Genomic DNA, 22,069 nt, shown 5'->3' on the forward strand with positions numbered 1-22,069 from the left:
GCCGGTCCGCCCGCGTCGCCCCTCGAGGGGCGCGCGAAGCGCGTAGGGGTGGGTTCATCCTTTGCTGTTTTGCATCAGCTGCACGAACCGATCGAACAGCACAACGATATCGTGGGGCCCCGGGCTGGCCTCGGGGTGGCCCTGGAAGCAGAACGCCGGCCGGTCGGTCAGCTCGAAGCCCTGCAGCGAACCATCGAACAGCGACACGTGCGTGACGCGCGTATTGGCAGGCAGGGTCTCGGGATCGACGGCGAAGCCGTGGTTCTGGCTGGTGATGAAGACCCGGCCGGTGGCGACGTCCTTGACCGGATGGTTGGCGCCGTGGTGGCCCAGCTTCATCTTCAGCGTCTTGGCGTTCAGCGCCAGGCCCATGAGCTGGTGCCCCAGGCAGATGCCGAACACCGGGATGCGGCGCTCGAAGAAGGCGCGGGTGGCCTCGATGGCGTAGTCGCAGGGCTCGGGATCGCCCGGGCCGTTCGACAGGAACACGCCGTCGGGGTTCAGGGCCAGCACCTCGGCGGCCGTGGTCTGCGCCGGCACCAGGGTGACGCGGCAGCCGCGGTCCACCAGCAGGCGCAGGATGTTCCACTTCACGCCGAAGTCATAGGCGACGACGTGGAAGCGGCCATCGCCCTTGGGCGCGTGGCCGGCGCCCAGGCGCCAGATGCCTTCGGTCCACTCGGCGGCCTTGTCCACCGACACGACCTTGGCCAGGTCCAGGCCCGACATGCCGGGGAACTCACGCGCCAGGCGCAGCGCTTCCTGTTCGTCGCCGCCGGCGTACACGCAGCCGTTCTGGGCGCCCTTGTCGCGCAGGATACGGGTAAGCTTGCGGGTGTCGATGCCGGCGATGCCCACGACGTTCTGCTGAACGAGATAGTCGGACAGCGAACGCTGCGAGCGGAAGTTCGACACGACCAGCGAATAATCGCGCACGACCAGGCCCGCCACGTGGACCTTGGCGGCCTCGCAGTCCTCGTCGTTGATGCCGGTATTGCCGATGTGGGGATAGGTGAGCGTTACGATCTGGCGGCTGTAGCTGGGATCGGTAACGATCTCCTGGTACCCTGTGATGGCGGTATTGAACACGACCTCGCCCACTGCATGGCCAGGCGCCCCGATGGACGTGCCACGAAAGATCGTGCCGTCGGCAAGCGCCAGTATTGCGGGGGTAGTCTCGGGAAAGAGAGACGGCAACAAGAGAGAATCTCCGAATGGAGTCCTCCTCCCGAGGGTACGCCAACAGGCGCCGCAAGGTGTCGGGCGGCACAACCCGGTCAGCCATTCTTGCGCAGCTTCCTGCGCGGGCCTGGCGCGGTGCCAACTCGCCACCGCCGCCGCCCTGCGGACACCGAAAAACGGGCACGGGACGGCGAATCGTGTGGCGGCACCAGGCCTTCGACGGCTACGGCTGCAAAAGATGATCTTGCAGCACGCGGTTGTACGAATCAGCAGCGGGGATCGGGGTACGCGCTAAGGGGAGGACGTGAAATTTGAACGTCAAACCTTACAATTATAGCTTATAGAACCTGTTATACGGAGGAACCGTGTCCAATCAGCTCGAAGCCCTGCGCCAGCATTCCGCCGTCGTCGCCGACACGGGCGACTTCGAAGCCATGCGGGCGTTCCGTCCCACCGACGCCACGACCAACCCGTCCCTGATCCTGAAGGCGGTGCAGAAGAGCGAATACCGGCCCCTGCTGGACCGGGTGGTGCGGGACCATGCGGGCGCTTCCACGGCCGAGCGGATGGACCGCCTGCTGGTGGCCTTCGGCCGGGCCATCCTGGACATCGTGCCGGGCCGGGTCTCCACCGAAGTCGATGCCCGCCTGTCCTTCGACACCCGCGCCACGGTCGAGCGCGCCCGCGCCATCATGGCGCTGTACGCGGCCGCCGGCATCCCCCGCGAACGAGTACTGATCAAGATCGCCTCCACCTGGGAGGGCATCCAGGCCGCGCGCGTGCTGCAAAGCGAGGGGGTGCGCTGCAACATGACCTTGCTGTTCTCGCTGGAGCAGGCCATCGCCTGCGCCGAGGCACACGTCCAGTTGATCTCCCCCTTCGTCGGCCGCATCTACGACTGGTACAAGAAAAACCAGAACGCGGCCTGGGACGAGGCGGCCAATGCCGGCAGCGCCGATCCGGGCGTGCAGTCGGTCCGGCACATCTACGAGCACTACAAGCGCGCCGGCGTCCCGACCGAGATCATGGGCGCCAGCTTCCGCAACGCCGGGCAGATCCTGGCGCTGGCCGGCTGCGACCTGCTGACCATCAGCCCCGAGCTGCTGGGCCAGTTGCAGGCGGCCGAGGGCGGAGTGCCCCGGCAATTGACGCCCCCGGACAGCACCGTGCCGCCCGGGGCGCCGCTGGGCGAGGCCGATTTCCGCTTCGCGCTGAACGAGAACGCGATGGCCACGGACAAGCTGGCCGAGGGCATACGCGCGTTCGTGGCCGATGCGCGCAAGCTCGATGGGCTGCTGGAAACGGCCTGAGCCGGCGCATGCCGTCAAACAAGGATAAACGCCGGATGCCGCCCACCGGACTTCGATGGCACAATTCGGCGGCCAGCCGTCTTGCCGGAGCCAGCCAGGCACTCCGGCCGCCAGCTATCCAGGGAAACACTTGACCTCGCCATCCGCCCCCTCTCCTCTCCTGTCCGTCCGGCAGATCGCCGCGATGCTGCGGGCCCGCGCGCCCCTGGTCGCGGCCGTCACCGCCGCCTGCCTGGTCGCGACGGCGGCGATCTCGCTGCTGCAAGCCTCCAAGTGGTCGGCCACGGCCAGCATCTACGTCGACTACCGCGAGAACGACCCCATCGCCGGCCGCAACTTCTCCGCGCTGCTCGACGACAGCTACCTCCAGACCCAGATCGACATGCTCAAGAGCCGGGCCATCGCCGAGAAGGTGGTGGACCAGTTGCACCTGGACGAGAGCGCCGATTTCCGCGAAGCGGCGGGCAAGGTGGGCGAGGCCAGGGCGCGCGACGGCCTGATCACCCGGATCATCAAGAACACCGAGGTTGCCAACAAGCGCGGCAGCCGGGTGCTGGAAGTCTCGTACACCGACCGGAACGCGGAATCGGCCCGCATCCACGCCCAGGCGGTGGTCGACGCCTATATCGCGCTGAGCCAGGGAATCGCCAACCAGGCCGCCCGTTCGCGCACCGAGCAATACACCGCGCAGCTGGAGCAGTTGCGCGGCCAGGTGGACACGATCCAGGAAAAGCTCAGCGCCTACCAGCGCGAGACCGGCGTCATCGACCTGCCCAACTCGGAAAGCCTGGAGGAACAGCGGCTGCGGCAGATGCAGGGCGAACTGGCCGAATACCAGGCCCAGCGCCAGCAGGCCGCGGCACAGCGCCAGACCACGCAGGCCATGATCAGGAACGGCATGCGTCCCGACGAGATCCCCGAGATAGGCAGCCTGCCGGTCATCAACGCCCTGAAGGACCGCCTGAACGCCGTGAACCAGCGCCTGCTGGAAGTGCAGGCCACCCTGGGCGTCAACCATCCGACGGTCAAGAGCCTGCGCCAGGAGCAGCAGAACCTGAGCGGCCAGCTGGCCCGCGAATCGCGCGCGGCGGTGGACCGCCAGGCCAGCGATTCGTCCCGCGTGGCCCTGCAGGAAGCCTCGCTGCAAGGCGCCATCGAGGAACAGCGCAAGAAAGTCTTCGACCTGATGCAATACCGCGACCGGATGGCGTCCTACCGCCAGCAGTTGGCGGGCGCCCAGCAGGTCTACAACGCCGCCGTGCAGAAGTACGACTCGCTGCTGATGGCCAGCAGCATCACCCTGCCCGGCGCGACCGTGCTGCGCCAGGCCGAAGCGCCCAGCGCCCCGTCCAACCCCGGCCTGCTGCGGTCCATGGCCCTGGGCGTGCCCGTCGGCCTGCTCCTGGGGCTGATGCTGGCGCTGGCGCTGGAACTGGCGTTCCGCCGCGTCCGCTGCGAGGACGACGTCACTCACGATCTCGGGCTGCCCGTGCTCGGCACCATCGGAGCCCAAGCATGACGCCCCCCATTTCCAACGACCACGGCCGCCTGGGAGAGCTGCTCCAGCAGGCTGGCCTGCTGACCCCGGAACAGGTGACGCGCATCGCCGCGGTCCAGGCCGAACAGGGGCTGCGCTTCGGCGAAGCGGCGGTCCGGCTTGGCCTGCTTACCGAGGAACAGATACGGACCGTGCTGGCCCAGCAATTCCGCTACGCGATCTCGGCTTCGCCGCAGTCCGGCGTCTCGCCGATGCTGTCCATCGCCCACGCGCCCTTCGGCCCCGAGGCCGAGGCCATCCGGCGGATCCGCACCCAGTTGGCGCTGCATTTCGGCGACCAGCGCCGGATCGCCTTCGCCGTGGTCAGCCCGGATGACGGCGAAGGCAAGAGCTACCTGGCCGCGAGCCTGGCCATCGCCTTTTCCCAGGCCGGCCTGCGCACGCTCTACATCGACGCAGACATGCGCGGACCGGACCGCCCCAGCCTGCTGGGCGTGCAACAGGGCACGGGGCTGTCGACCATGCTGGCCGGCCGCGCCGATGCCGAGGCCAGCCCGCCCCTGCCCGACTTCCCGCTGCTGCAGGTCATCGACCGGGGGCCGCGTCCACCCAATCCCACCGAGATACTCGGCACCTCGGCCCTGCGGCAGCTGATGCACGAACTCGACCAGCGTATCGACGCCTTCGTCGTCGATACGCCCTCGGCCACCTTGTCCGCCGATGCGCAGATCATCGCGGGCCAGGTGGGCTCGTGCGTGCTCGTGGCGCGCCAGCACCGCAGTTCGCTCAAGGCCATGCGCGCCGCCACGGGCCAGTTGCGCAGCGCCGGCGTCGAGATCCTCGGCGCGGTCTACAACGAATTCGCGGGCGCCCGGGGGGCTTCGGGACGAAAGCCGGGGCTTCTTTCGCGGAGTGCATGAGTTGGACGGCCCGGCCTCGGCGCGGCGCCTCGATCACTTCCTGATCGGCGCGCTGGTCGCGCTCTGCTTCATCTGCTCGCTGGTGCCGACGACCTTCCAGATGGGCGAACTCGGCCCCGAGGCGGGGCACCAGATCGCGGAAGGCTCGCTGCTGCGGCAGATCCAGTTCGGCACCATCTTCCTGACCGCCGGCTGGCTGGCCTACCGGCATCCCGCCGAGGCGCTGGGCATCTTCCGGCGCATGAATCCGTTCCTGATCCTGCTGCTGATCTATTGCGCGGCCTCGATCGCCTGGTCGCCGGCGCCCAACGTCACGATCAAGCGGGTCATCCTTCTGGGCGGCCTGCTGCTGACCGGCATCGTCATCTCCCCGCCCATCGCCACGCCGCGCCAGTTCTCCCATGCTCTGCTGGGCACCCTGTCGGCGCTGGTCGTGGTGTCCGCCTTTGTCGCCGTGGCGCTGCCCCACATCGGCGTCGACTTGTTCCTGGATGGCGCCTGGCGCGGCATCATGTGGCAGAAGAACCTGCTGGGCGCGGTGGCCGGGCTGTGCGTGATGCTGTGGCTGCGCGAATGCATGGAGCGGCGGCTGCCCCTGGGCCGCACGGTGGCGGCCACGCTGTTCAGCCTCTTCGTGCTGTTCATGTCCAAGAGCACGACGTCCATGGTGGTGACGGTGGTCGGCATCACCATCTATCTCGCGCTACGCCAGCGGTGGGTGCGGAACAGTCATGCGGGACTGATCGCCTCCCTGGTGGGGCTGTCGCTGCTGCTGGTACTCACCTACGTCTTCTATATCGCGACCGGGCGCCTGCCCACGTGGCAGGACGTGATCGCGCCGATCGCCACGCTGCTCAACAAGAGCCCCGACCTGACCGGCCGCACCGAAATCTGGCGACTGGTGCTGGTCGCCGCCCGGCAGCACCTGACCTTCGGCATCGGCTACGGCGCCTTCTGGATCGGGGAAGGCGGGCCGGCCCAGTTCATCGCGGACGAGTTCGGCTGGATGCCTTCGCACGGGCACAACGGCTACATCGACCTGCTGAACGAGCTCGGCATCGTCGGCCTCGTGCTTTTCATCGGATTGCTGCTGTGGCACCTGGTGTCGCTGTTCCTGCTGATGCGCGTCGACCGCGACGAAGCGGCCCTGCATCTGTCCATCCTGGTGCTGATGGTCATCAGCAATTTCTCGGAAAGTCAGTTCCTGCGGGACGTCTCGCTTCAGAACATGGTGTTGGTCTTCTCGTCCATTACCGTGTCGGCGCGGCTCCAGCTTGCCCGGCGGGACTCGCCATGACCGCGCCGCGCCTGGGGGCCTGGGTGATCGCCGCCGGCCTGTGCGCGCTCGCGCCGGCGCCCGCCACCGCCCGGGAGGCCGCTCCGGCGCCGTATCCCTATGCAATCGACGAGGATCGCCTGGGCGGCGCGCCCGATCAATCCGCCCTCGATCGACCGCTGTCCGGCGCCGACCGCATCGTCGCCCGGCAGGGCCACTTCTATGCCGTCGGCACCGACGGCATCCCGGGCACGCAAGACGACCGCCGGGTCCGCCTGTTCGGCATCAACCTGAGCTTCGGCGCCAACTTCCCGCCCGCCGGCGAGGCCCCCGCACTGGCGCGGCGGCTGCGCAAGCTGGGCTTCAACGCGGTCCGCCTGCACCACCTGGACTCGCTGCCGTCCGGCCCCGACGGCGCGCCCATCGGCATCCTGACCGCCGGCCCCCACCCGAGCTTCCACGCCGACGCGGTGGCCCGGCTGCGGGCCTTGATCGAAGCCCTGACGCGCGAAGGGCTGTACGTGAATCTGAACCTGCACGTGGGCTACCGGTTCCGGCCCGTGGTGGACGGCCTGCCGCGCCTGGACGCCGGCCGGGACTCGACCTCGATCGCCTCGCCGCTGCACGTGTACGCCTCCGCCCTGGTCGACCGTCAGGAGACCTATGCGCGTCAGTTGATCCGGCGCCTGGGCTTGAAAAACCATCCCGGCCTGGCCATGGTGGAGATCAACAACGAGGCCTCGCTGCTGTGGTCGTGGACCCGGCGCGGTGCCTGGGCCGAGGCAAGGCAGCGCCACTATGCTCCCGAACTGGAACGCCGCTGGCAGGCATGGCTGGTGGAACGCCACGGGTCGGTCGAGGCCGCGTGCCGCGCCTGGATCCATTGCCCGGGCGCCGTCTGGGCCGGCGCCCTGCCGGCGCCGGAGGACGAAGACGGCCCGGACGGGCCGCTGGACCTTGCTGCCCAGCGCGTGGACCGGATGCTTCAGCGCCTGGGCGTCGACCGCGCGCCGGGACGCGCGGCGCCTCCCCGCAAGAAGCGCGACTTCGTCCAGTTCCTGGCCGACACCGACGCGGCCTATTTCGCCCGGCTGCGTCGCGTGGTGCACGAGGAAACCGATCCGCGCGTGCCCGTCACCGGCACGCAGATGGCGTTCGGCGGCATCATGAATCTCTTCTCGCAGCGGGACATGGACTACGTGGACGAGCACGTGTACGTCGCCCACCCCGTCGCCGGCGGCGCGCAAGACCGCGCGGACGACTGGCGCATGGCGGCCGCGAGCGCGTCGGGCTCGTCCGAACTGTCCCGCCTGCTGGCCCTGTCGCTGCGGCGCGACGCCCTCAAGCCCTTCGTCGTCAGCGAATACAATCAACCCTATCCCAACCCCGGCGGCTCCGCGATACTCCCCATCATGGCGACCCTCGCTTCGCTGCAGGACTGGGACGGGCTGTTCTTCTTCGACTACGCGGACCAATGGCCGCCGCCGGAGGGGCCGACACGCTTCTCGCTGGCGGGAGACTGGGGCAAGCTGGCCCTGGCCGGACAAAGCGCCCTGCTGTTCCGCTCGGCGTACGTCCGTCCCCTGGCGCGCAGCCTCGATCTTCCCCTGCCCGAATCCGCCGCGCTCGACATCGCGCAGTCGACCGCGGCTGACGCGCTCGAACGCAGCGTCGAGCGCCGGCTGTCCGTCGTTCCCGCGCACGCATGGTCGTTCCGGCTGGCCCAGGCGCCGGGCGCCGACGATGCGTCCTGGACGCCCCCTCCGCCTTCCGGTCAGGCCACGCCCGACGGACAGGTGCACCATGACCCGGCGCAAGGACTCGTCATCGTCGATACCCCCCAAGCATGGGGAGTGTTCGGCCCGCTGGCCGGCCGCCTGTCCGCGCCGGGCATCTCGGTTCGGCCCACCGGTCCCGCGGCCCCGCTGTCGCTGCTGCTGACCCCCCTGGATGGACAGGCCCTGGCCGATTCCGGCCACATGCTGCTGACCGTGGGCAGCGCCACCGCCGGCAGGCAGCCGGGCTCCCAGCCGCCGCGTCCCAAGCGCGTGATTCCCTACCCCGGCAAGCCGGGGTGGATCACGCTCGAGCCCGATGCGGGCGCGGCCGGTCCGTCGGCGCCGCGCGCCACCCTCGGCCCCACCTGGCTTGCCCGCCATCCGCTGGAGCTCGAGATCGCCACGCCGGACCGCCCGGTCGCCGTCTACCCTCTGGACGGCGCGGGGCGGCGCATGGCGCCCCTGCCCACGGTGGCTGCCGGCGACCAGGCCGTGCGCGTGCGCCTGTACGCGGCGCCCGAACAATCCAGCCCGTGGTTCGAGATCGTCCGAGGCACCGCCGGACAGGAGACCCGTCCGTGAACTCACGCGATCTGCGCATCGAGACCTTGCGCGGCCTGGCCTGCATCCTGCTGGTGGCCTACCACGTGATCGGCGACGACGTGCGCGGCCTGCGCCTGCCCGACGATGCATGGCTGCGGTGGTTCTCGGACAGCCTGGTGTACCTGCGCATGCCGCTGTTCACCTTTCTGTCCGGCTATGTCTATGCCATGCGCCGGCCCGCCCAGGCCGGCGATTTCGTGCCCTTCTTCCGCGGCAAGGTGCGACGGCTGCTGCTGCCGCTGCTGATGGTGGGACAGATCTACCAGTACGTGCAGCGCCATGTCGGCGAAGTCAACGTCGAACACGATGGCTCGTGGTTCCGGTTCATGTTCTACGCCTACGACCACTTCTGGTTCCTGCAGGCGCTGTTCCTGATCTTCATCGTCATCTACGTCCTGGACGTCTCCGGAGCCGGCCGCAATCGCCGCTGGCTCTGGACGGTCACGCTGCTGGCCTTCCTGGTCCTGCCGCACATCCGGTTCGCCGCCAATCCGTTCTCGATCAACGGTGCGTTCTACCTGCTGCCCTACTTCCTGCTGGGCGTCGCGCTGCGCCGCACGCCTGGCCTGGACGCGCCCGCCTCGCTGCCGCGCTACTGGCTGCCCTGCGCGGCCGCGGCCCTGCTCGTCTGCCTCGTCTGGCACCAGGCCAGCCTGGCCGGCTGGAACGTTCCGCACCTGTCGGCCGACGCCCTGTCGGGGCAGTTGTACTCCGCCGTCAGCATTGCGTTCCTGTATTCGATCGCCTGGCAATGGAAGCCGCTGGTGCGCATAGGCGGCTACTCCTATTCCATCTACCTGTTCCATGTGTTCGGCACCGCCGGCAGCCGCATCCTGCTCACCCACTTGAACGTGCACGAACCGGTGGTGCTGTTCGTCTGCGGCCTGGCCTCCGGCATCCTGCTGCCCATCCTGCTGGAGATCGTGTTCGACCGCTGGGGCATCACGCGGCTGCTGTTCCTGGGCAAGGCCTATGTCCGCGGCGGCTCCGCCCGCCGCACCGGAGTCCAGCATGAATGAGCCGCCCCGCATCGCGGTCTGCATCGCCACCTACCGGCGCGCCGAGCGCCTGGACGCGCTGCTGGGCGATCTTGCCGGACAGACGCTCGGGCCGGGCCAGGTGGTCGTGGTGGACAACGATCCGGCCGGCAGCGCGCGCGCCGTGGTCGAGGCTCGCCGGGCGACGTTTCCGGCGCCCCTGGTCTACGACATCCAGCCGGAAAAGAACATCTCGCTGACGCGCAACCGCTGCGTGGCCCATGCGCGCGCGGACTGGCTGGCCTTCGTCGACGACGACGAGCGCGTGGGCTCGACGTGGCTGCAGGCGCTGTACGCCGCCGCCCTGGACCATGCCGCCGATGGCGTGCTGGCCCCCGTGGTGCCGGTCGTGCCCGCGGACGCGCCGGCCTGGATCCGGCGTGGCGGGTTCTACGACGGCCCCCGGATGGCGACGGGCTCGCTCGTGCCGCTGAACGTCATGCGCATCGGCAACGCCCTGATCGCGGCGCGGTGGCTGGCCGGCCAGGAGGCGGCGGGGCCGTTCGATCCCTCGTTCGGGCTGACCGGCGGCGAGGACGGCGACCTGCTGATGCGGCTGGTCGGCCAGGGCGCCCGGATCGTCTGGAGCGACGAGGCGGTGGCCACCGAGGACGTGGTGCCGTCCCGCCTGCGCCTGAAATGGATCCTGGCGCGCGCCTTGCGCGGGGGCCAGGACTATGCCCGCCACTTCCTGGAAGGCAAGCTTGGCGGCTCGGGACTCACGCACAAGCTGCTGTTCTTTGCCCGCGCCCTGGCGCAGGCGCTGGCCGCGCTGCTGCTGGCCCTGGTCACGCTGCCCACCGGCCTGCACCGCAGCGCGCACTGGCTCGCGCGCGCCTGTGCGAATGCCGGCAAACTGTCCGTGCTCGCGGGCTGGCATTATCGCGAATATGCCTGAGGATCCATTCGTGGGACTGATCTATTTCCTGCTTTGCCTGGCGGCCGTTCCCGCCACCATTTCCTGCCTCTACCTGGGCCTGATGACGCTGTTGTCATGGCGCGCGCCCACGCCGCAGCCGGCGTCGCGCTCGCTGCGCTTCGACATCCTGGTCCCCGCCCACAACGAGGCCGCCGTGATCGAACGCACGGTCGCCAGCCTGCGGCAGATCGACTGGCCCACCGACTGCATGCGCGTCGTCGTGATCGCCGACAACTGCGCCGACGACACCGCGCAACTGGCCGCGGCCGCGGGTGCCACGGTCATCGAGCGCCGCGACGAGACGCTGCGCGGCAAGGGCTATGCGCTGGCCCATGGCATCGCCCACAGCGCCGCGGGACGATGGGCGGACGCCATCGCCGTGGTCGATGCCGATACGGTGGTCTCGCCCAATTTCCTGTCGGCCTTCGCCGCGCGCATCGAGCAAGGCGCACAGGCCCTGCAAGCCAACTACGGCGTGCTGAATCCCGACGACTCCTGGCGCACGCGCATCATCACCATCGCCTACGGCGCCTTCCATGCGGTCCGTGGGCGTGCCCGGGAACGGCTGCGCGTTTCCTGCGGCCTGCGCGGCAACGGCATGGGTTTCACCCATGCGCTGCTGCGCGACCACCCGTTCCGCTCGGTCTCGCTGACCGAGGACCTGGAACAGGGGATCGTCCTGGGCCTGGAGGGCATCCGCGTCTGGTACGTGGACGAGGCCCACGCCGACGCCGAGCTGGTAGCCTCGGGATCGGCCTCCGTCTCGCAGCGCCAGCGCTGGGAAGGCGGCCGCTTCGCTGTCATCCGGATCTACACCGGCAGGCTGCTGCGCGCCGGACTGACTCGGCCGGACCGCATCTGCATGGATCTCGCGCTGGACCTGCTGACCCTGCCCATCGGCTACGTCGCGCTGGAAATCGGCGCCCTGCTGGTGCTCGCGCTGCTGGCCGCGCTGGTCACGCCCGCTGCCTGGGCCTGGGTGGGCTGGGCGGTCCTGATGGGCATCATCCTGGGCGCGCACATCCTGCGTGGCTGGCAACTGGGGCCGCTGGGCCCGCGAGCGCTGCTCGACCTGGCGCGCGCGCCGTTCTTCGTGCTGTGGAAACTCCATGCTCTCCTGCGGCGGCGCGGGGAACAGGGCTGGGTCAAGACCCGGCGCGACGGGCAATGACAGGCTCGCCATTCTCTTCCCGGCTGGTACGGCTGTTCGGCAGCTCGATCGTCGACCAGGCGCTGCTGTCCGGCGCCAACTTCCTGGTCGGGCTCATCCTGATCCGTTATGCCAGCGAGACCCAGTACGGGTACTACGTGCTGGCCTTCAACGGCATGATGCTCGCCACCACGCTGCAAGGCACCTTCATCTCGACGCCGCTGGTGATACGCCTGCCCGGCCTGGACGCCGACGCACGCCGGTCGTGGATCGGCGGCCTGTGGCGGGACCAGCGGCGCTGGACCCTGGCCGGCAGCGCCGTGGCGCTGACCGCCATCGGGCTGGCCTGGGCGATGGACGCGCTGCAGCCCGACGCCCTGCCCGTCTGCATCGCGGCGGTCGCCCTGCTGGCCGCCGCGACCTACCGGGAATATTTCCGCGGCATCCTGCTCGTCTACCAGCGGCCGCACGCGGTCCTGGCCGCCGACACGGTCTACGTGGCGGGCCTGATCGCCGGGGGCCTGCTGGCCATGAACCAGCCCATCGCCGCCACGATCGCGCTGGGCGGTGCCGCGCTGTCCGCGCTGGCCTGCGGCAGGCTGCTGCGCCGCGCACTGCGCGACGACATGGATGCCGGCGCCCCGCCGGGCCGCATGCGCGAGATCGCCCACGTCGGCTTCTGGGCGGCCTCGGGCGGCGTCATCTACTGGCTGTTCAACCAGGGCTACAGCTTCCTGGCCGCGGCCACGCTGGACCTGACTGCCGTGGCCGCCCTGGCCGCGTCCCGGCTCGTCATGATGCCCGTGAACCTGGTGACGGCCGGCGTGCAGAAGCAATTGACGCCCATCGCCTCGGGCTGGCTGCACGAGCTCGGGCCGCGCGCAACCGCACGGCGCCTCGCGCTGTTCTCCGCCATCCTGGGGACGATGACGCTGGCCTACCTGGGCATCGCCTGGCTGCTGCGCGACTGGATCTTCATCGACCTGATGCGCAAGGATTTCGCGCAGCGTGACGTCCTGTTCCAGCTGTGGGCCGCCGTCTTCCTGGTCATGTCGCTGCGGGACCCGCTGATGCTTCTGCTGTTGCTGCGGCAGCGGCTGCGCCTGCTGACCGCCATCACGCTGGGATCGGCGCTGCTGTCGCTGGCCATCTGCTATGCGGCGATGCTGCGCTGGGGCGCGACCGGCGCGCCGTTCGGCGTTCTATGCGGCGAACTGTTCTACATCACCGCCGTCCTGGTCTGCACGCGCGCCGAGATGCGCCGCGCCGAGACGGCGGCCGGCACGCGGGAGGCCTTGCCGTGACCCGGGCCATCCCCATCCTGATGTACCACCAGATCGACGCGATGCCGCCCGCGGGCACGCCGTTCCGGCATCTGACGGTCACGCCGGCCGCGTTCGCCGCGCAGATGCGCTGGATGCACAGGCTGGGCTATCGCGGCCTGTCGATGCGGGACCTGCAACCCTATCTGTCGGGCGAACGGCGGGGCCAAGTGTTCGGGATCACCTTCGACGACGGCTATCTGAACGTGCTGCGCCACGCGCTGCCCGTGCTGCGCGACGTAGGGTTCAGCGCGACCAACTACGTGGTGGCCAACCGCGTGGGCGGAACGAACGACTGGGACGCCGCGCACGGCATCCGGCAGGTGCCCCTGATGTCGGCCGACGAGCTGCGGCAATGGGCCGAGGCGGGCCAGGAGATCGGTTCGCATACGACCGACCACGTGGACCTGACCCGGCAGGAGCCCGAACAGGCGCGGGCGCAGATCGCCGGCTCCCGCCAGCGGCTGCAGGCCCTGACGGGCCAGCCCGTGGATGCCTTCTGCTTCCCCTATGGACGCTACGACGAACGGCACGCCGAACTGGCGCGCGAGGCTGGCTATCGCACCGCGACCACCATCCAGCGCGGGCGCGCCAGGGCGGGGGACGACGCCTGGCAGTTGCCCCGGATCACGGTGGACGGCACGGCCGGTTTGGCAGCTTTCCTGGCGCAACTGCTGACGCCCTACGAGGACTGGCGCGCGGGCTGGCAACGGTTCAAGCGGGCAAGGCCCCATCGGCATGGCTGACCCGACCGTGCCCCAGCTGCCGCGCCACGCGCACATCGACGTCGCCAAGGGGATAGGCATCGCGCTGGTGGTCCTGGGCCACGGCTGGTGGCTGTTCGATTCGCGGCCCCGGCTGCTCGACGTCATCACCTCCTTCCACTTGCCCATCTTCCTGTTCCTGTCCGGCGTCCTGCTGCACCCCGAGCGCTCGTGGCCGGCGTTCGCGGCGGGCCGGGCCCAGGCCCTGCTCAAGCCGTATTTCACGGTGCTGCTGGTGCTGGCCGTGGCGGCGGTGGCGCTGCGCGGCCAGCGCTTCATCGACCGTGCCGCCGCCATGCTCTACGGCAACGGCGAGACGCTGACCTGGATTCCGATGTGGTTCCTGCCCTATGCGTGGCTGGTCATGCTGGCGACCTACTGGCTGATCCAGCGGCGCGCGGTGGCCGAGCGCGCGGCGGTACACACGGCGCTGCTGCTGGCGCTGGCCTGGGGCGGCGCGCTGGCCGTCCCGCTGGCCTGGGACCTGCCCGTCTCGCTGTTCGGCCAGCAGATCGTCGTGCGCGGCCTGCCCTTCAGCGTCGACCTGCTGCCCATAGGCTGCTTCTTCATGCTGCTGGGCTACGCCTTGCGCCGCCACGTGCTGGCCGATACCGGCCGGGCGACGCGCATCGCGTGCTGGGCAGCCCCCATCGCGTTCCTGGCCTGGCATGCCCTGGTGCCCGCCTCGCTCGACCTGAACCTGCGACGCTACGACGATCCGCTGCTGTCCACGGTGGCAGCACTGATCGGCATCGCCGGCGCGCTGGCCGTGGCCCGCGCCCTGGCCCCGGCGCGCGGGCTGGGCCCGATGCTCGGCTACCTGGGCAAGGCCTCGCTGTTCATCCTGATCTTCCACCAGCCCGTGCAGACCGCGGCCTGGCAGGCACTTCATCCCGCTCTGGGCACCGCCGGCGCGGCCCTGCTGGCCTGGCTGGCCGGACTGGCGCTACCCACCCTGTTTTTCGCCGCGGCCGGCCGCGTCGCGCCGCTGCGCGCCCTGCTGCTGCCCGCGCCGCGCGCCGCCGGGCCGGACGCAAGAAGGAACTGAACATGGAAATCCGCTCCATCCAGCACTTGCGGGCGATCGCGGCGCTGATGGTCGTCGTCTTCCACCTGCATCCGCAGCTGGCCCGCATGGGCTACGAGGGCGCCTGGCCCGACTGGCTGTCCAACGGCGTGGACATCTTTTTCGTGATCAGCGGCTTCATCATGTGGACCACGACCACGGGCCGCCCGGTCACGCCCCTGGACTTCTACCGCCGGCGCATCGTCCGCATCGTGCCGCTGTACTGGCTGATCACCTCCGTCGTCGTAGCGATCATGCTGGCGGCGCCGCATCTGCTGCAGTCCGCACGCTTCGACCTGCCACACGTGCTGGCCTCGTATGCCTTCATCGCCTGGCCATCGCCGGCGGGCCATGTGGAGCCCGTGCTCGTCCCGGGCTGGACGCTGAACTACGAGATGTTCTTCTATCTGCTGTTCGGCCTCGCCCTGCTGCTGCCCGAACGGCGCCGGCTGGCCGCCACGGGCCTCGTGCTGGCGGCGCTCGCGGCGGTGGGCTGGTGGCTGCGGCCCGCCTCGCCCGCGGCGGGCTTCTATACGTCGGACATCATGCTGGAATTCCTGGCCGGCATGATGCTGGGCCAGGTCTATGCCCGCGGCCGGTGGCCGTCGCGCAACGCGGCGGGTTGGCTGCTGGTACTGGCCGGTCTCGCGCTGCTGGCCGGATCGGGCGCCTGGCCCGCCGGCACGTCGCGCCTGTTGCAGGCGGGCCTGCCCTCGATCCTGATCGTGGCCGGGGCCCTGACGATCGAACGTGCTCGCGGCACCCCGGCATGGCCGCTGCTGCATCGGGTGGGCGACGCCTCGTATTCGCTGTACCTGATCCACCCGCTGGTGCTGTCGGCCCTGTCGCAGGCTTGGCGCAAGGCCGGCCTGGGCGGCACGACGGGGGGCATGGCGGCCTTCTGCCTGGTCGCGATCGCCGTCTCCACCCTGGCCGGGCTCGCCTGCCACCGGCTGGTCGAACGGCCGCTGGGGCAGCGGTTCGCGCGCCGGCGGCTGCCGGCCACCCGCGCTACGACAGGTTGAGGCGGTCTTTCAGCAGCCGCCACAGGCGGCGGGAACGGAGGTTGGCCTGGCGCTGCGCGCTCCAGTCGATCATGCTGTCGTTCATGTCGTAGTCGCCGCGCTGAGCCTCGGGCACGTCGCCCGACTCCACCGCGGCGATCAGCTCCGGCAACCGCCGATAGAACTCGTCGCTGCGGTAGGGAGGATGCAGCGACCACATGCCCGGCGCCGTCCCCAGGAAATCCACCCGGTACAGGCCGTGCTCGCGCAGCACTTCGCCCAGGATGACCTCGGCCTCGCGCGCGATGGGCGGATTGCCCAGCAGATGCGACTTGATCCGGCTGGCCAGCACCGGCGGCGTCAGCGGCAGGACCCCGACCTTCTCGCGCAGCTTCTGCTGGTCCATCACGAACACGCGGGTGCTGGCGTGCTGGAACCGGTAGGCAAGCCCCAGCTCCGGCCGGTCCAGGCGTTCGGCACCTTCCCCGTGGCCGAAGATCCGCCCGTCCTCCCTGGGCGGCCCCGGCAGCGGGCCCGCGAGCAGCACGTCGGCATCGCCGTCGAGCAGGCGCACCGCTTCTTCGACCCACTGCCGGCTCGCGCCACCGAACAGCATGTCGCCGTCGAAATGGACCACGTACCGCGCCCGCGCCTCCAGCAGGCCGTGGAAATAGGCGTAGAACGGTCCTCCGTCCCAGGCCTTGACCGGAATGTCGTCCCGGCCGAAATAGGTGTTGGCCACTTCCCGGCGGGCTTCCGGGCGATAGTCGACCTCGTGCCAGGATACCCGAGGATCCTGGGTCCGCAGTTCGTCGACGATGGCGCGCAGGGCCGCCAGGTTCTCGTCGAAACCGGCGCCGCGATACCGTCCCGCGCGGCTGCGGTGCACGTCGATGGTGACGACGAAGCGGTCGACCATCGGCCCCCACACCCTCAGTTGGTGGGCCAGCAGGTGCCTGGCGTGGCGCACGTCCATCGGGTACATGCTGATCTGCACCGCCACGCGGTAGGGATAGGCCACGTCAGTTCCTCGTTTCTTCCGATTGCCCGGGCCGGCTGGCCAGGGATTCCGCCAGGCCGGTCTCGAGGGTTGTCCATTGCATGCCGAGCACCTGCTCCGCGCGCCGCACGTCCAGGCGGATGTCCTGTTGCCACAGCCGCAGCAGCGCGGGCGAGATCACGGGCGGCAGGCCGCGCAGACCGGCCTTGCCGCCGGCGATCTCCAGAATTTTCAGGGGCGGCGCCAGCACCTTGCCTTCCAGCTTGAGCCGCCGGGCGGTCACGCGCCGCACCGGCACCGCGCCCATGGCGCGCGCCAGGCGCATGAAATAGACATTCCAGCTGGGGGCGCCGGCCATCGCGAGGTTGAACGCGCCGTCCGCGCCCCGTTGCAGCACCGCGGCGGCCGCGGCCACGACGTCGTCGACATGGACGAGGTTGCTGCATCCGTCGCCCGCCGGCCCGAGATCGCCCAGGCGACGGGCCCGCAGCAGGCGCACGATGCGCTCGGTCCACTGCGGACTGCCCGCGCCGTAGATGCAGCCGGGCCGCAGGATGCCGACCTGGGGCACATCCGCCAGCAGCGCCTCCGCCTGGATCTTGGCACCGCCATAGGACTGGGCCGGCAGGCTGGCGAAGGGGTGGTCCTCGTCCACCCTGCCGACAGCGTCGCCATAGACAGCCATGGAACTGAAATGCACGATGCGCAGCGGCCGCGAGCGCGAGGCCTGGACCTCGGCCATCGCGCGTGCCGTGGCCACCATGGCCTCGGCGCTGCCCGCCACGCAATTGACCAAGGCGTCCACGCCGGCCGCGGCCTGGGTCAGGGACGATGTATCGGTGGCCTCGCAGAAGACGGTCTCGATATCACCACCGGCGACCGGCTTGCGCCGCGTCGCGGCCACGGGCTCGGCCCAATCGGAGGCATGCAGCGCGGCGGCAAGCCGGCGGCCGACGTAGCCGGTGGCACCCAGGATCAGGACACGGGTCTTCATGCGGGACTCCCAGGGTCGGCCGGCTCACCGCCGGCATGCCGGACCTGCAGGTGCCGCGCCAGGCGCAGCGCCAGCGCGACGAGGGTCAAGGTGGGATTGGCCTGGCTGGACGTCGGGAACACCGCCGCCCCGGCCACGTACAGGTTCCGCACCTCGTGGACGCGGCAGTTCCTGTCGACCACGCTGGTGCGCGGATCGTCGCCCATGCGCGCCGTGCCGATGTGGTGGCCGCCGTAGGCGCCGTAGCGCGTCATCTCCCGCTCGACCACGCCAGGATCGTAATCGAATTCGCCGATGCCCGAATCCCGGACGTCGGCCGCCAGCAAGGCCAGGGATTTCTGCACCGTCGCCACGTCCTGGCGCGTGTAGCGCCAGTCGACGTGCAGCCGCCGCATGCCGAGTTCATCGACGGACGCCCCCAGGCTTACCCGGCTTTCCCGATTGGGTTCCTGCTCGGCATGGAAATCCAGGCTGTAGCGCTCGGTCCGGGGGTAGACGATGATGGAAGGAAATTTGCGTGCGGCCAAGGTCCTGTCGCGCAGCCAGTGCCACAGGAAGCCCACCACCGACGGCGCGCCCCGCAGCACGTTCACGCCGTGCCGCAGCCAGGCCCCCACGGTGACCCGCTCGTCGCCGTGCAGGCGCTTGGCGTACTCGTAGGGCACGAACGCCCGGGCCAGGAACAGCAGCGACAGGATGGCGGTTCCGTGCGCGGGATCGGTGATCCTGGGGTGATGCAGCCGGGCCACGAAATTGCCGATGCCCTGCTCGCGCTGGACGCCGGGCCGCAGCGCCAGCCGCCGCCGGCAATACGTGCCGTCGTCGGCGACGTCGTAGCCGTGCCAGGCGCGATGGGGCGGCGCCAGCACGAGGTTGCCTATGGTCCCGGCCAGGTGGCACATGTAGTAGCGGCCCACGACGTCGTGCGCGTTGCCCAGGCCCCGTCCCGTGCGGCCGGGACTGTTCAGCAGCAGCCGGACCACCTCCAGGCCGCCCGCGGCCAGCACCACGCTGTCCGCCGACACGGCGAAGGTCTTGCCATCGAGCGTCTTGAATTCCACGCGACGGATCGCCTCGCCGGCCTCGTCCAGCTCCAGCCGGGTCACGTTCGCGTGCAGGACGACTCGCAGGTCCGGCGCCGTCCGCAAACGCTGGAGGTAGCGTCCGCCGAAATTCGTGGGACAGCTGAAGCGCTCCAGCGTATGGGTGGAGAAGTGGCTTTCGTCGAAACCGTCCAGCATGGGCCGGCGCGGCCCCGCGAATGCTTCGGCCATCGTGTAGGCATAGTCGCCGGCCTCGCACCAGGCATTGGCCGCCGGATAGTAGGGAGCCAGGTCCTCGGCGCCGATGGGCCAGCCGCTGCCGGCGATATACGGGCGGGCCTCGAAATCGATGGGATCCAGGGGCATGCAGCGTCCGCCCCAGATCGTGGTCGAACCGCCCAGTTCGCGCTGGCGGTAGCGATCGAGCGGACTGTGCAGCGCGGCGTCCTCGACCGTGCCTTCGTACAAGGCCTGCGTGCGCGGCTCGGGCTCCTGGCCGCCCGCCTCCAGCACGATCACGTCCAGGCCGGAATCGGCCAGCGAGAGCGCCATGGCGATGCCGGCCGCGCCGGCTCCCACGATACAGATGTCGGCGTGCAGCCGGGCGTCCTGCGGCAGCGTGTTGGCGTCGAGCAACATGGTGGGCCTCAGGAAAAGAAAATCGTCATTGGTCGCACATCCGGGTATCCAGGTAGCGCGGCGCGTCGCACTCCTCGCGCATGTACAGGCGCGACGGACGCGGCGAGCCATTGTCATACATCAGGGTGACCCCGGCGCGGACCACCGTGCCGCCGTAGCCCGGATACCCGGCCCCGCTGACGCGCTCGCGCCAGCCGTCCAGGGTCAGCAGCACGCGGGGATTCATCTGCCATTCCAGGCGCGGGCCCACGCGCCAGCTCATCGTCTCGGACGTGCCGCCCGCGCCGATGCGATAGTTCTTCTGCCGTTCCCGCACGACGTTCAACGACAGCCAGGTCTTCTCCCCCGCCTGCCAGCGCATGCTCACCCGGCCGCCGGTCAACGTCGAGTACAGCGTGGAAGGGTCTTCCTCGTTGCCGAACGGCCGGTGCCACAGGTGGACGTGGAACGCGGTCTTCACCGAATAATCCCAGTACGCGCGCAGCTCGGCGGTGACGAAATCCACGTTGCGGTCGGTCAGTGTCGCGTACCGGCGCTGGCGCCATCCCGCGTAGCCTTCGAGGGCCGTCCTGGCGCTGTAGTGCCAGATGCTGTTCAGGAAGAACTCCGTGTCGGTGTAAGCCCGGTCCAGTTGCTGTACCTGCAGCGGCGTGCGGTCCGGATAGCTGCTGCGCACCCGCGACACGCCGGCCATCACATAGGAGTTGTCCCGGCCCATGAGGCGGCCGGCAAGCTGTATCTGGCTGTCGTCCCGGTTGTACAGCTGCTGGTTCAGCGCGAACTCGTTGCGGGAGGACGTGCGCGAAACACCCAGGATCGGCAGCGTCAGCGACTCGGTCACGCGCAGTCCGATGTCGGCGTTGAACACCCGCTGCTTGAGCAGGTCGCGCTCGGGCCAGCTGGAGGCCATGTAGCGGTTGAGCCGGACCCGGTCGGATATCGAGGCGCTGCCCTGGAGCAGATCGCCGGCGTGCCACTGCAAGGTTGTCTTGAGCGCGTGGGGATGGTGGTCGAGCTGCCCCTGGTGCCGGTAATCGACATTGCCGAAGGCCGCCGAGGTCAGCAGCCGCGTGCGCTCGGACGCCAGGGGAATGATCGCGGCCGCACGCACCTCGTCGCCCACGGCAAGATCGCTGCGGCGCCGGTCCCCCACCGTATCCGGCAGGCGGTAGGGGTTGCTGACCTGCTGGATCACGCGGGAGATCTGGACCGAATATTCGATGCCCTCGGGAAAGACCGGCGAGCCCGCGCCCAGGCCGCGGCGGGTCAATGGCGCCCGCCCGGCGTCCGGCTCAGGGGAAGGTGCCGGCCCGGCGGGTTCGGGCGGCTTCGGCGCCACGACGCCGACGGTCTTGGCGATGACCGCCTCGATCATCGCGTCCGCGCCGGCATCGGACTGGGCGGAGGCCACGGACGAGGCGGCGCACATCAACACGGCGGCTGCCAGCGGTATCGCCGGCGGCCAGACAGAGGAATGCTGGTGCGCGCGCACGCCCGCCCCGGCTAGAAAAAGCGTTCGTCGACGTAGATGACGTCGCCGGCGGCAACCGGATCGTCCAGGTTGACGCGCTGCTTGCGTTGCTCGCCCGTGCCGGGATCCGGCCGGCTGATGCTGATGCGGCGCTCGGAAGCCCGCTGCGTGAGCCCCCCGGCCAGCGACAGCGCGCGCATCACGTTCAGGCCCCGCTCCATGGGATAGGCGCCCGCCCGCGTGACTTCGCCGTAGATGTAGAAAACCTTGGCCTGCGGCACATAGACGACGTCGCCGGCCTGCAGTTGCAGGTCTTCGACGGGACGCTCTGGCAGGCTCTTGTTGCCGATCAGCAACTCCATGCGGCGCTGGCCGCTTTCGGCCTGGCCGTCCTTGCGCAGGACGACGGCGACGTCGTCGGCGTTGTCCTTCAGGCCGCCGGCCTGGGCCAGCAATTCCAGCAGCGTCAGACTGCCCTCGATGGGATAACGGCCGGGCTTGGCGACGCTGCCGAGGATGGACGCCATGCGGCTGCGGACCCGCAGCACCTCGATCGCCACCTGGGGATCGTTCAGGTAACCGCGCTGGCGCAGTCCGTCGGCGATTCGCTTGGCGATGGCCGAGGGGGCCTCGCCCCCGACGGCCATGTCGCCCAGGAAGGGCACCACGATGTGCCCCCGGACGTCCAGGGTGACCTGGGCGGCCAGTTCGGGCTGGCCGTAGACTGTGAGATACAGCGTGTCGCCCGGCCCCACCGTGGCGACGGCGCCCCCTTCGACTTCGGAGGGCACGACGGTTGCCGGCGCCAGGCGTCCGGGATGAGGCATCTCATCGGCGGCGTAGGCGGTACCAAGCGCCAGCCAGGCCACCAGCGCCGCCAGCATCCTGGGCAGACATATGCGTAATTGCCTCAAAACTACTCCATTGAAGTCGCGGAAACGCCCGCTAAAATCATCACGCCGATTATAGAGGGGGATCAGGGACGGACCGCAGGTGCGACATTCTCGCAGAACAGCCTGGCAAAGGAACAGCAAACAACTCCAAGCCGGGAAATAACAGGCGCAATTTTTTGTAGCATTCTTCCGGCGTTCCT

General features: G+C 69.7%; 18 protein-coding genes. 12 read left to right on the forward strand and 6 right to left on the reverse strand.

Going from position 1 to position 22,069, the window contains the following annotated elements:
• Window positions 1-54 precede the first annotated feature (54 nt).
• Complete coding sequence (gene carA / locus EGT29_RS19010) at window positions 55-1,200, reverse strand: glutamine-hydrolyzing carbamoyl-phosphate synthase small subunit (RefSeq protein ID WP_124690443.1); 1,146 nt, start codon at window positions 1,198-1,200, stop codon at window positions 55-57.
• 347 nt (window positions 1,201-1,547) lie between these two features.
• On the opposite strand from carA, the gene tal reads away from it, so the two are divergent.
• The 12 genes from tal to EGT29_RS19070 all read left to right on the forward strand — a co-directional run bounded on the left by tal (window position 1,548) and on the right by EGT29_RS19070 (window position 15,850).
• Window positions 1,548-2,492 carry a transaldolase gene (gene tal, locus EGT29_RS19015; protein ID WP_124690444.1) on the forward strand — a complete coding sequence of 315 codons (945 nt, stop codon included), beginning with the start codon at window positions 1,548-1,550 and terminating at the stop codon, window positions 2,490-2,492.
• Window positions 2,493-2,622: 130 nt separating this feature from the next.
• Window positions 2,623-4,011 carry a GumC family protein gene (locus tag EGT29_RS19020; RefSeq protein WP_161567875.1) on the forward strand — a complete coding sequence of 463 codons (1,389 nt, stop codon included), beginning with the start codon at window positions 2,623-2,625 and terminating at the stop codon, window positions 4,009-4,011.
• Window positions 4,008-4,910, forward strand: coding sequence for a polysaccharide biosynthesis tyrosine autokinase (locus tag EGT29_RS19025; protein WP_124690446.1), 903 nt, complete (start codon window positions 4,008-4,010; stop codon window positions 4,908-4,910). The genes EGT29_RS19020 and EGT29_RS19025 overlap by 4 nt, the downstream gene beginning before the upstream one ends.
• Before the next feature lies 1 nt (window position 4,911).
• Complete coding sequence (locus EGT29_RS19030; RefSeq protein ID WP_124690447.1) at window positions 4,912-6,207, forward strand: O-antigen ligase; 1,296 nt, start codon at window positions 4,912-4,914, stop codon at window positions 6,205-6,207.
• Window positions 6,204-8,546 (forward strand): cellulase family glycosylhydrolase, encoded by a 2,343-nt coding sequence (locus EGT29_RS19035; RefSeq protein ID WP_238160101.1) that lies wholly within the window; start codon window positions 6,204-6,206, stop codon window positions 8,544-8,546. Before EGT29_RS19030 ends, EGT29_RS19035 begins: the two co-directional genes overlap by 4 nt.
• Window positions 8,543-9,586: an acyltransferase family protein gene (locus EGT29_RS19040; protein ID WP_161567876.1), complete on the forward strand. Its 1,044-nt coding sequence runs from the start codon at window positions 8,543-8,545 to the stop codon at window positions 9,584-9,586. The genes EGT29_RS19035 and EGT29_RS19040 overlap by 4 nt, the downstream gene beginning before the upstream one ends.
• Entirely contained in the window at window positions 9,579-10,502 is a 924-nt protein-coding gene (locus tag EGT29_RS19045) for a glycosyltransferase family 2 protein (protein WP_124690449.1), read from the forward strand. The genes EGT29_RS19040 and EGT29_RS19045 overlap by 8 nt, the downstream gene beginning before the upstream one ends.
• A 10-nt stretch (window positions 10,503-10,512) precedes the next feature.
• Entirely contained in the window at window positions 10,513-11,694 is a 1,182-nt protein-coding gene (locus EGT29_RS19050; protein WP_238160103.1) for a glycosyltransferase family 2 protein, read from the forward strand.
• The gene (locus tag EGT29_RS19055) at window positions 11,691-12,977 is read left to right on the forward strand and encodes a lipopolysaccharide biosynthesis protein (RefSeq protein WP_124690451.1); all 1,287 of its coding nucleotides are present in this window, start codon (window positions 11,691-11,693) and stop codon (window positions 12,975-12,977) included. Before EGT29_RS19050 ends, EGT29_RS19055 begins: the two co-directional genes overlap by 4 nt.
• On the forward strand, window positions 12,974-13,741 hold the full coding sequence (locus EGT29_RS19060; protein ID WP_370282474.1) for a polysaccharide deacetylase family protein: 768 nt from the start codon (window positions 12,974-12,976) through the stop codon (window positions 13,739-13,741). The genes EGT29_RS19055 and EGT29_RS19060 overlap by 4 nt, the downstream gene beginning before the upstream one ends.
• Window positions 13,734-14,807, forward strand: a complete 1,074-nt coding sequence (locus tag EGT29_RS19065) for an acyltransferase family protein (protein WP_124690452.1) — start codon at window positions 13,734-13,736, stop codon at window positions 14,805-14,807. The genes EGT29_RS19060 and EGT29_RS19065 overlap by 8 nt, the downstream gene beginning before the upstream one ends.
• Before the next feature lie 2 nt (window positions 14,808-14,809).
• A complete protein-coding gene (locus EGT29_RS19070; RefSeq protein ID WP_124690453.1) occupies window positions 14,810-15,850 on the forward strand; it encodes an acyltransferase in 1,041 nt (346 codons plus the stop codon).
• Here the strand turns inward: EGT29_RS19070 and EGT29_RS19075 are convergent.
• Genes EGT29_RS19075 through EGT29_RS19095 form a run of 5 tightly spaced genes read right to left on the reverse strand, consistent with a single transcriptional unit; the run spans window position 15,837 to window position 21,860 of the window.
• Complete coding sequence (locus tag EGT29_RS19075; RefSeq protein WP_124690454.1) at window positions 15,837-16,850, reverse strand: capsular biosynthesis protein; 1,014 nt, start codon at window positions 16,848-16,850, stop codon at window positions 15,837-15,839. The genes EGT29_RS19070 and EGT29_RS19075 overlap by 14 nt on opposite strands.
• 1 nt (window position 16,851) lies before the next feature.
• Window positions 16,852-17,823, reverse strand: a complete 972-nt coding sequence (locus tag EGT29_RS19080; RefSeq protein ID WP_124690455.1) for an NAD(P)-dependent oxidoreductase — start codon at window positions 17,821-17,823, stop codon at window positions 16,852-16,854.
• Window positions 17,820-19,505, reverse strand: a complete 1,686-nt coding sequence (locus EGT29_RS19085) for an FAD-dependent oxidoreductase (RefSeq protein ID WP_124690456.1) — start codon at window positions 19,503-19,505, stop codon at window positions 17,820-17,822. Before EGT29_RS19085 ends, EGT29_RS19080 begins: the two co-directional genes overlap by 4 nt.
• Before the next feature lie 25 nt (window positions 19,506-19,530).
• Window positions 19,531-20,997: a hypothetical protein gene (locus tag EGT29_RS19090; protein ID WP_124690457.1), complete on the reverse strand. Its 1,467-nt coding sequence runs from the start codon at window positions 20,995-20,997 to the stop codon at window positions 19,531-19,533.
• An 11-nt stretch (window positions 20,998-21,008) separates the two neighbouring features.
• The gene (locus tag EGT29_RS19095) at window positions 21,009-21,860 is read right to left on the reverse strand and encodes an SLBB domain-containing protein (RefSeq protein WP_161567877.1); all 852 of its coding nucleotides are present in this window, start codon (window positions 21,858-21,860) and stop codon (window positions 21,009-21,011) included.
• Window positions 21,861-22,069: the final 209 nt, after the last annotated feature.

The sequence above is a fragment of the Pigmentiphaga sp. H8 genome, from assembly GCF_003854895.1.
GTDB lineage: Bacteria > Pseudomonadota > Gammaproteobacteria > Burkholderiales > Burkholderiaceae_B > Pigmentiphaga.

Coding starts and splice junctions, on each gene's coding strand:
- EGT29_RS19025 (WP_124690446.1), top strand. CDS start 4,008: ATGACGCCCCCCATTTCCAACGACCACGGCCGCCTGGGAGAGCTGCTC.
- EGT29_RS19035 (WP_238160101.1), top strand. CDS start 6,204: ATGACCGCGCCGCGCCTGGGGGCCTGGGTGATCGCCGCCGGCCTGTGC.
- EGT29_RS19045 (WP_124690449.1), top strand. CDS start 9,579: ATGAATGAGCCGCCCCGCATCGCGGTCTGCATCGCCACCTACCGGCGC.
- EGT29_RS19055 (WP_124690451.1), top strand. CDS start 11,691: ATGACAGGCTCGCCATTCTCTTCCCGGCTGGTACGGCTGTTCGGCAGC.
- EGT29_RS19065 (WP_124690452.1), top strand. CDS start 13,734: ATGGCTGACCCGACCGTGCCCCAGCTGCCGCGCCACGCGCACATCGAC.
- EGT29_RS19070 (WP_124690453.1), top strand. CDS start 14,810: ATGGAAATCCGCTCCATCCAGCACTTGCGGGCGATCGCGGCGCTGATG.
- EGT29_RS19080 (WP_124690455.1), bottom strand. CDS start 17,823: ATGAAGACCCGTGTCCTGATCCTGGGTGCCACCGGCTACGTCGGCCGC.
- EGT29_RS19085 (WP_124690456.1), bottom strand. CDS start 19,505: ATGTTGCTCGACGCCAACACGCTGCCGCAGGACGCCCGGCTGCACGCC.
- EGT29_RS19095 (WP_161567877.1), bottom strand. CDS start 21,860: ATGCTGGCGGCGCTGGTGGCCTGGCTGGCGCTTGGTACCGCCTACGCC.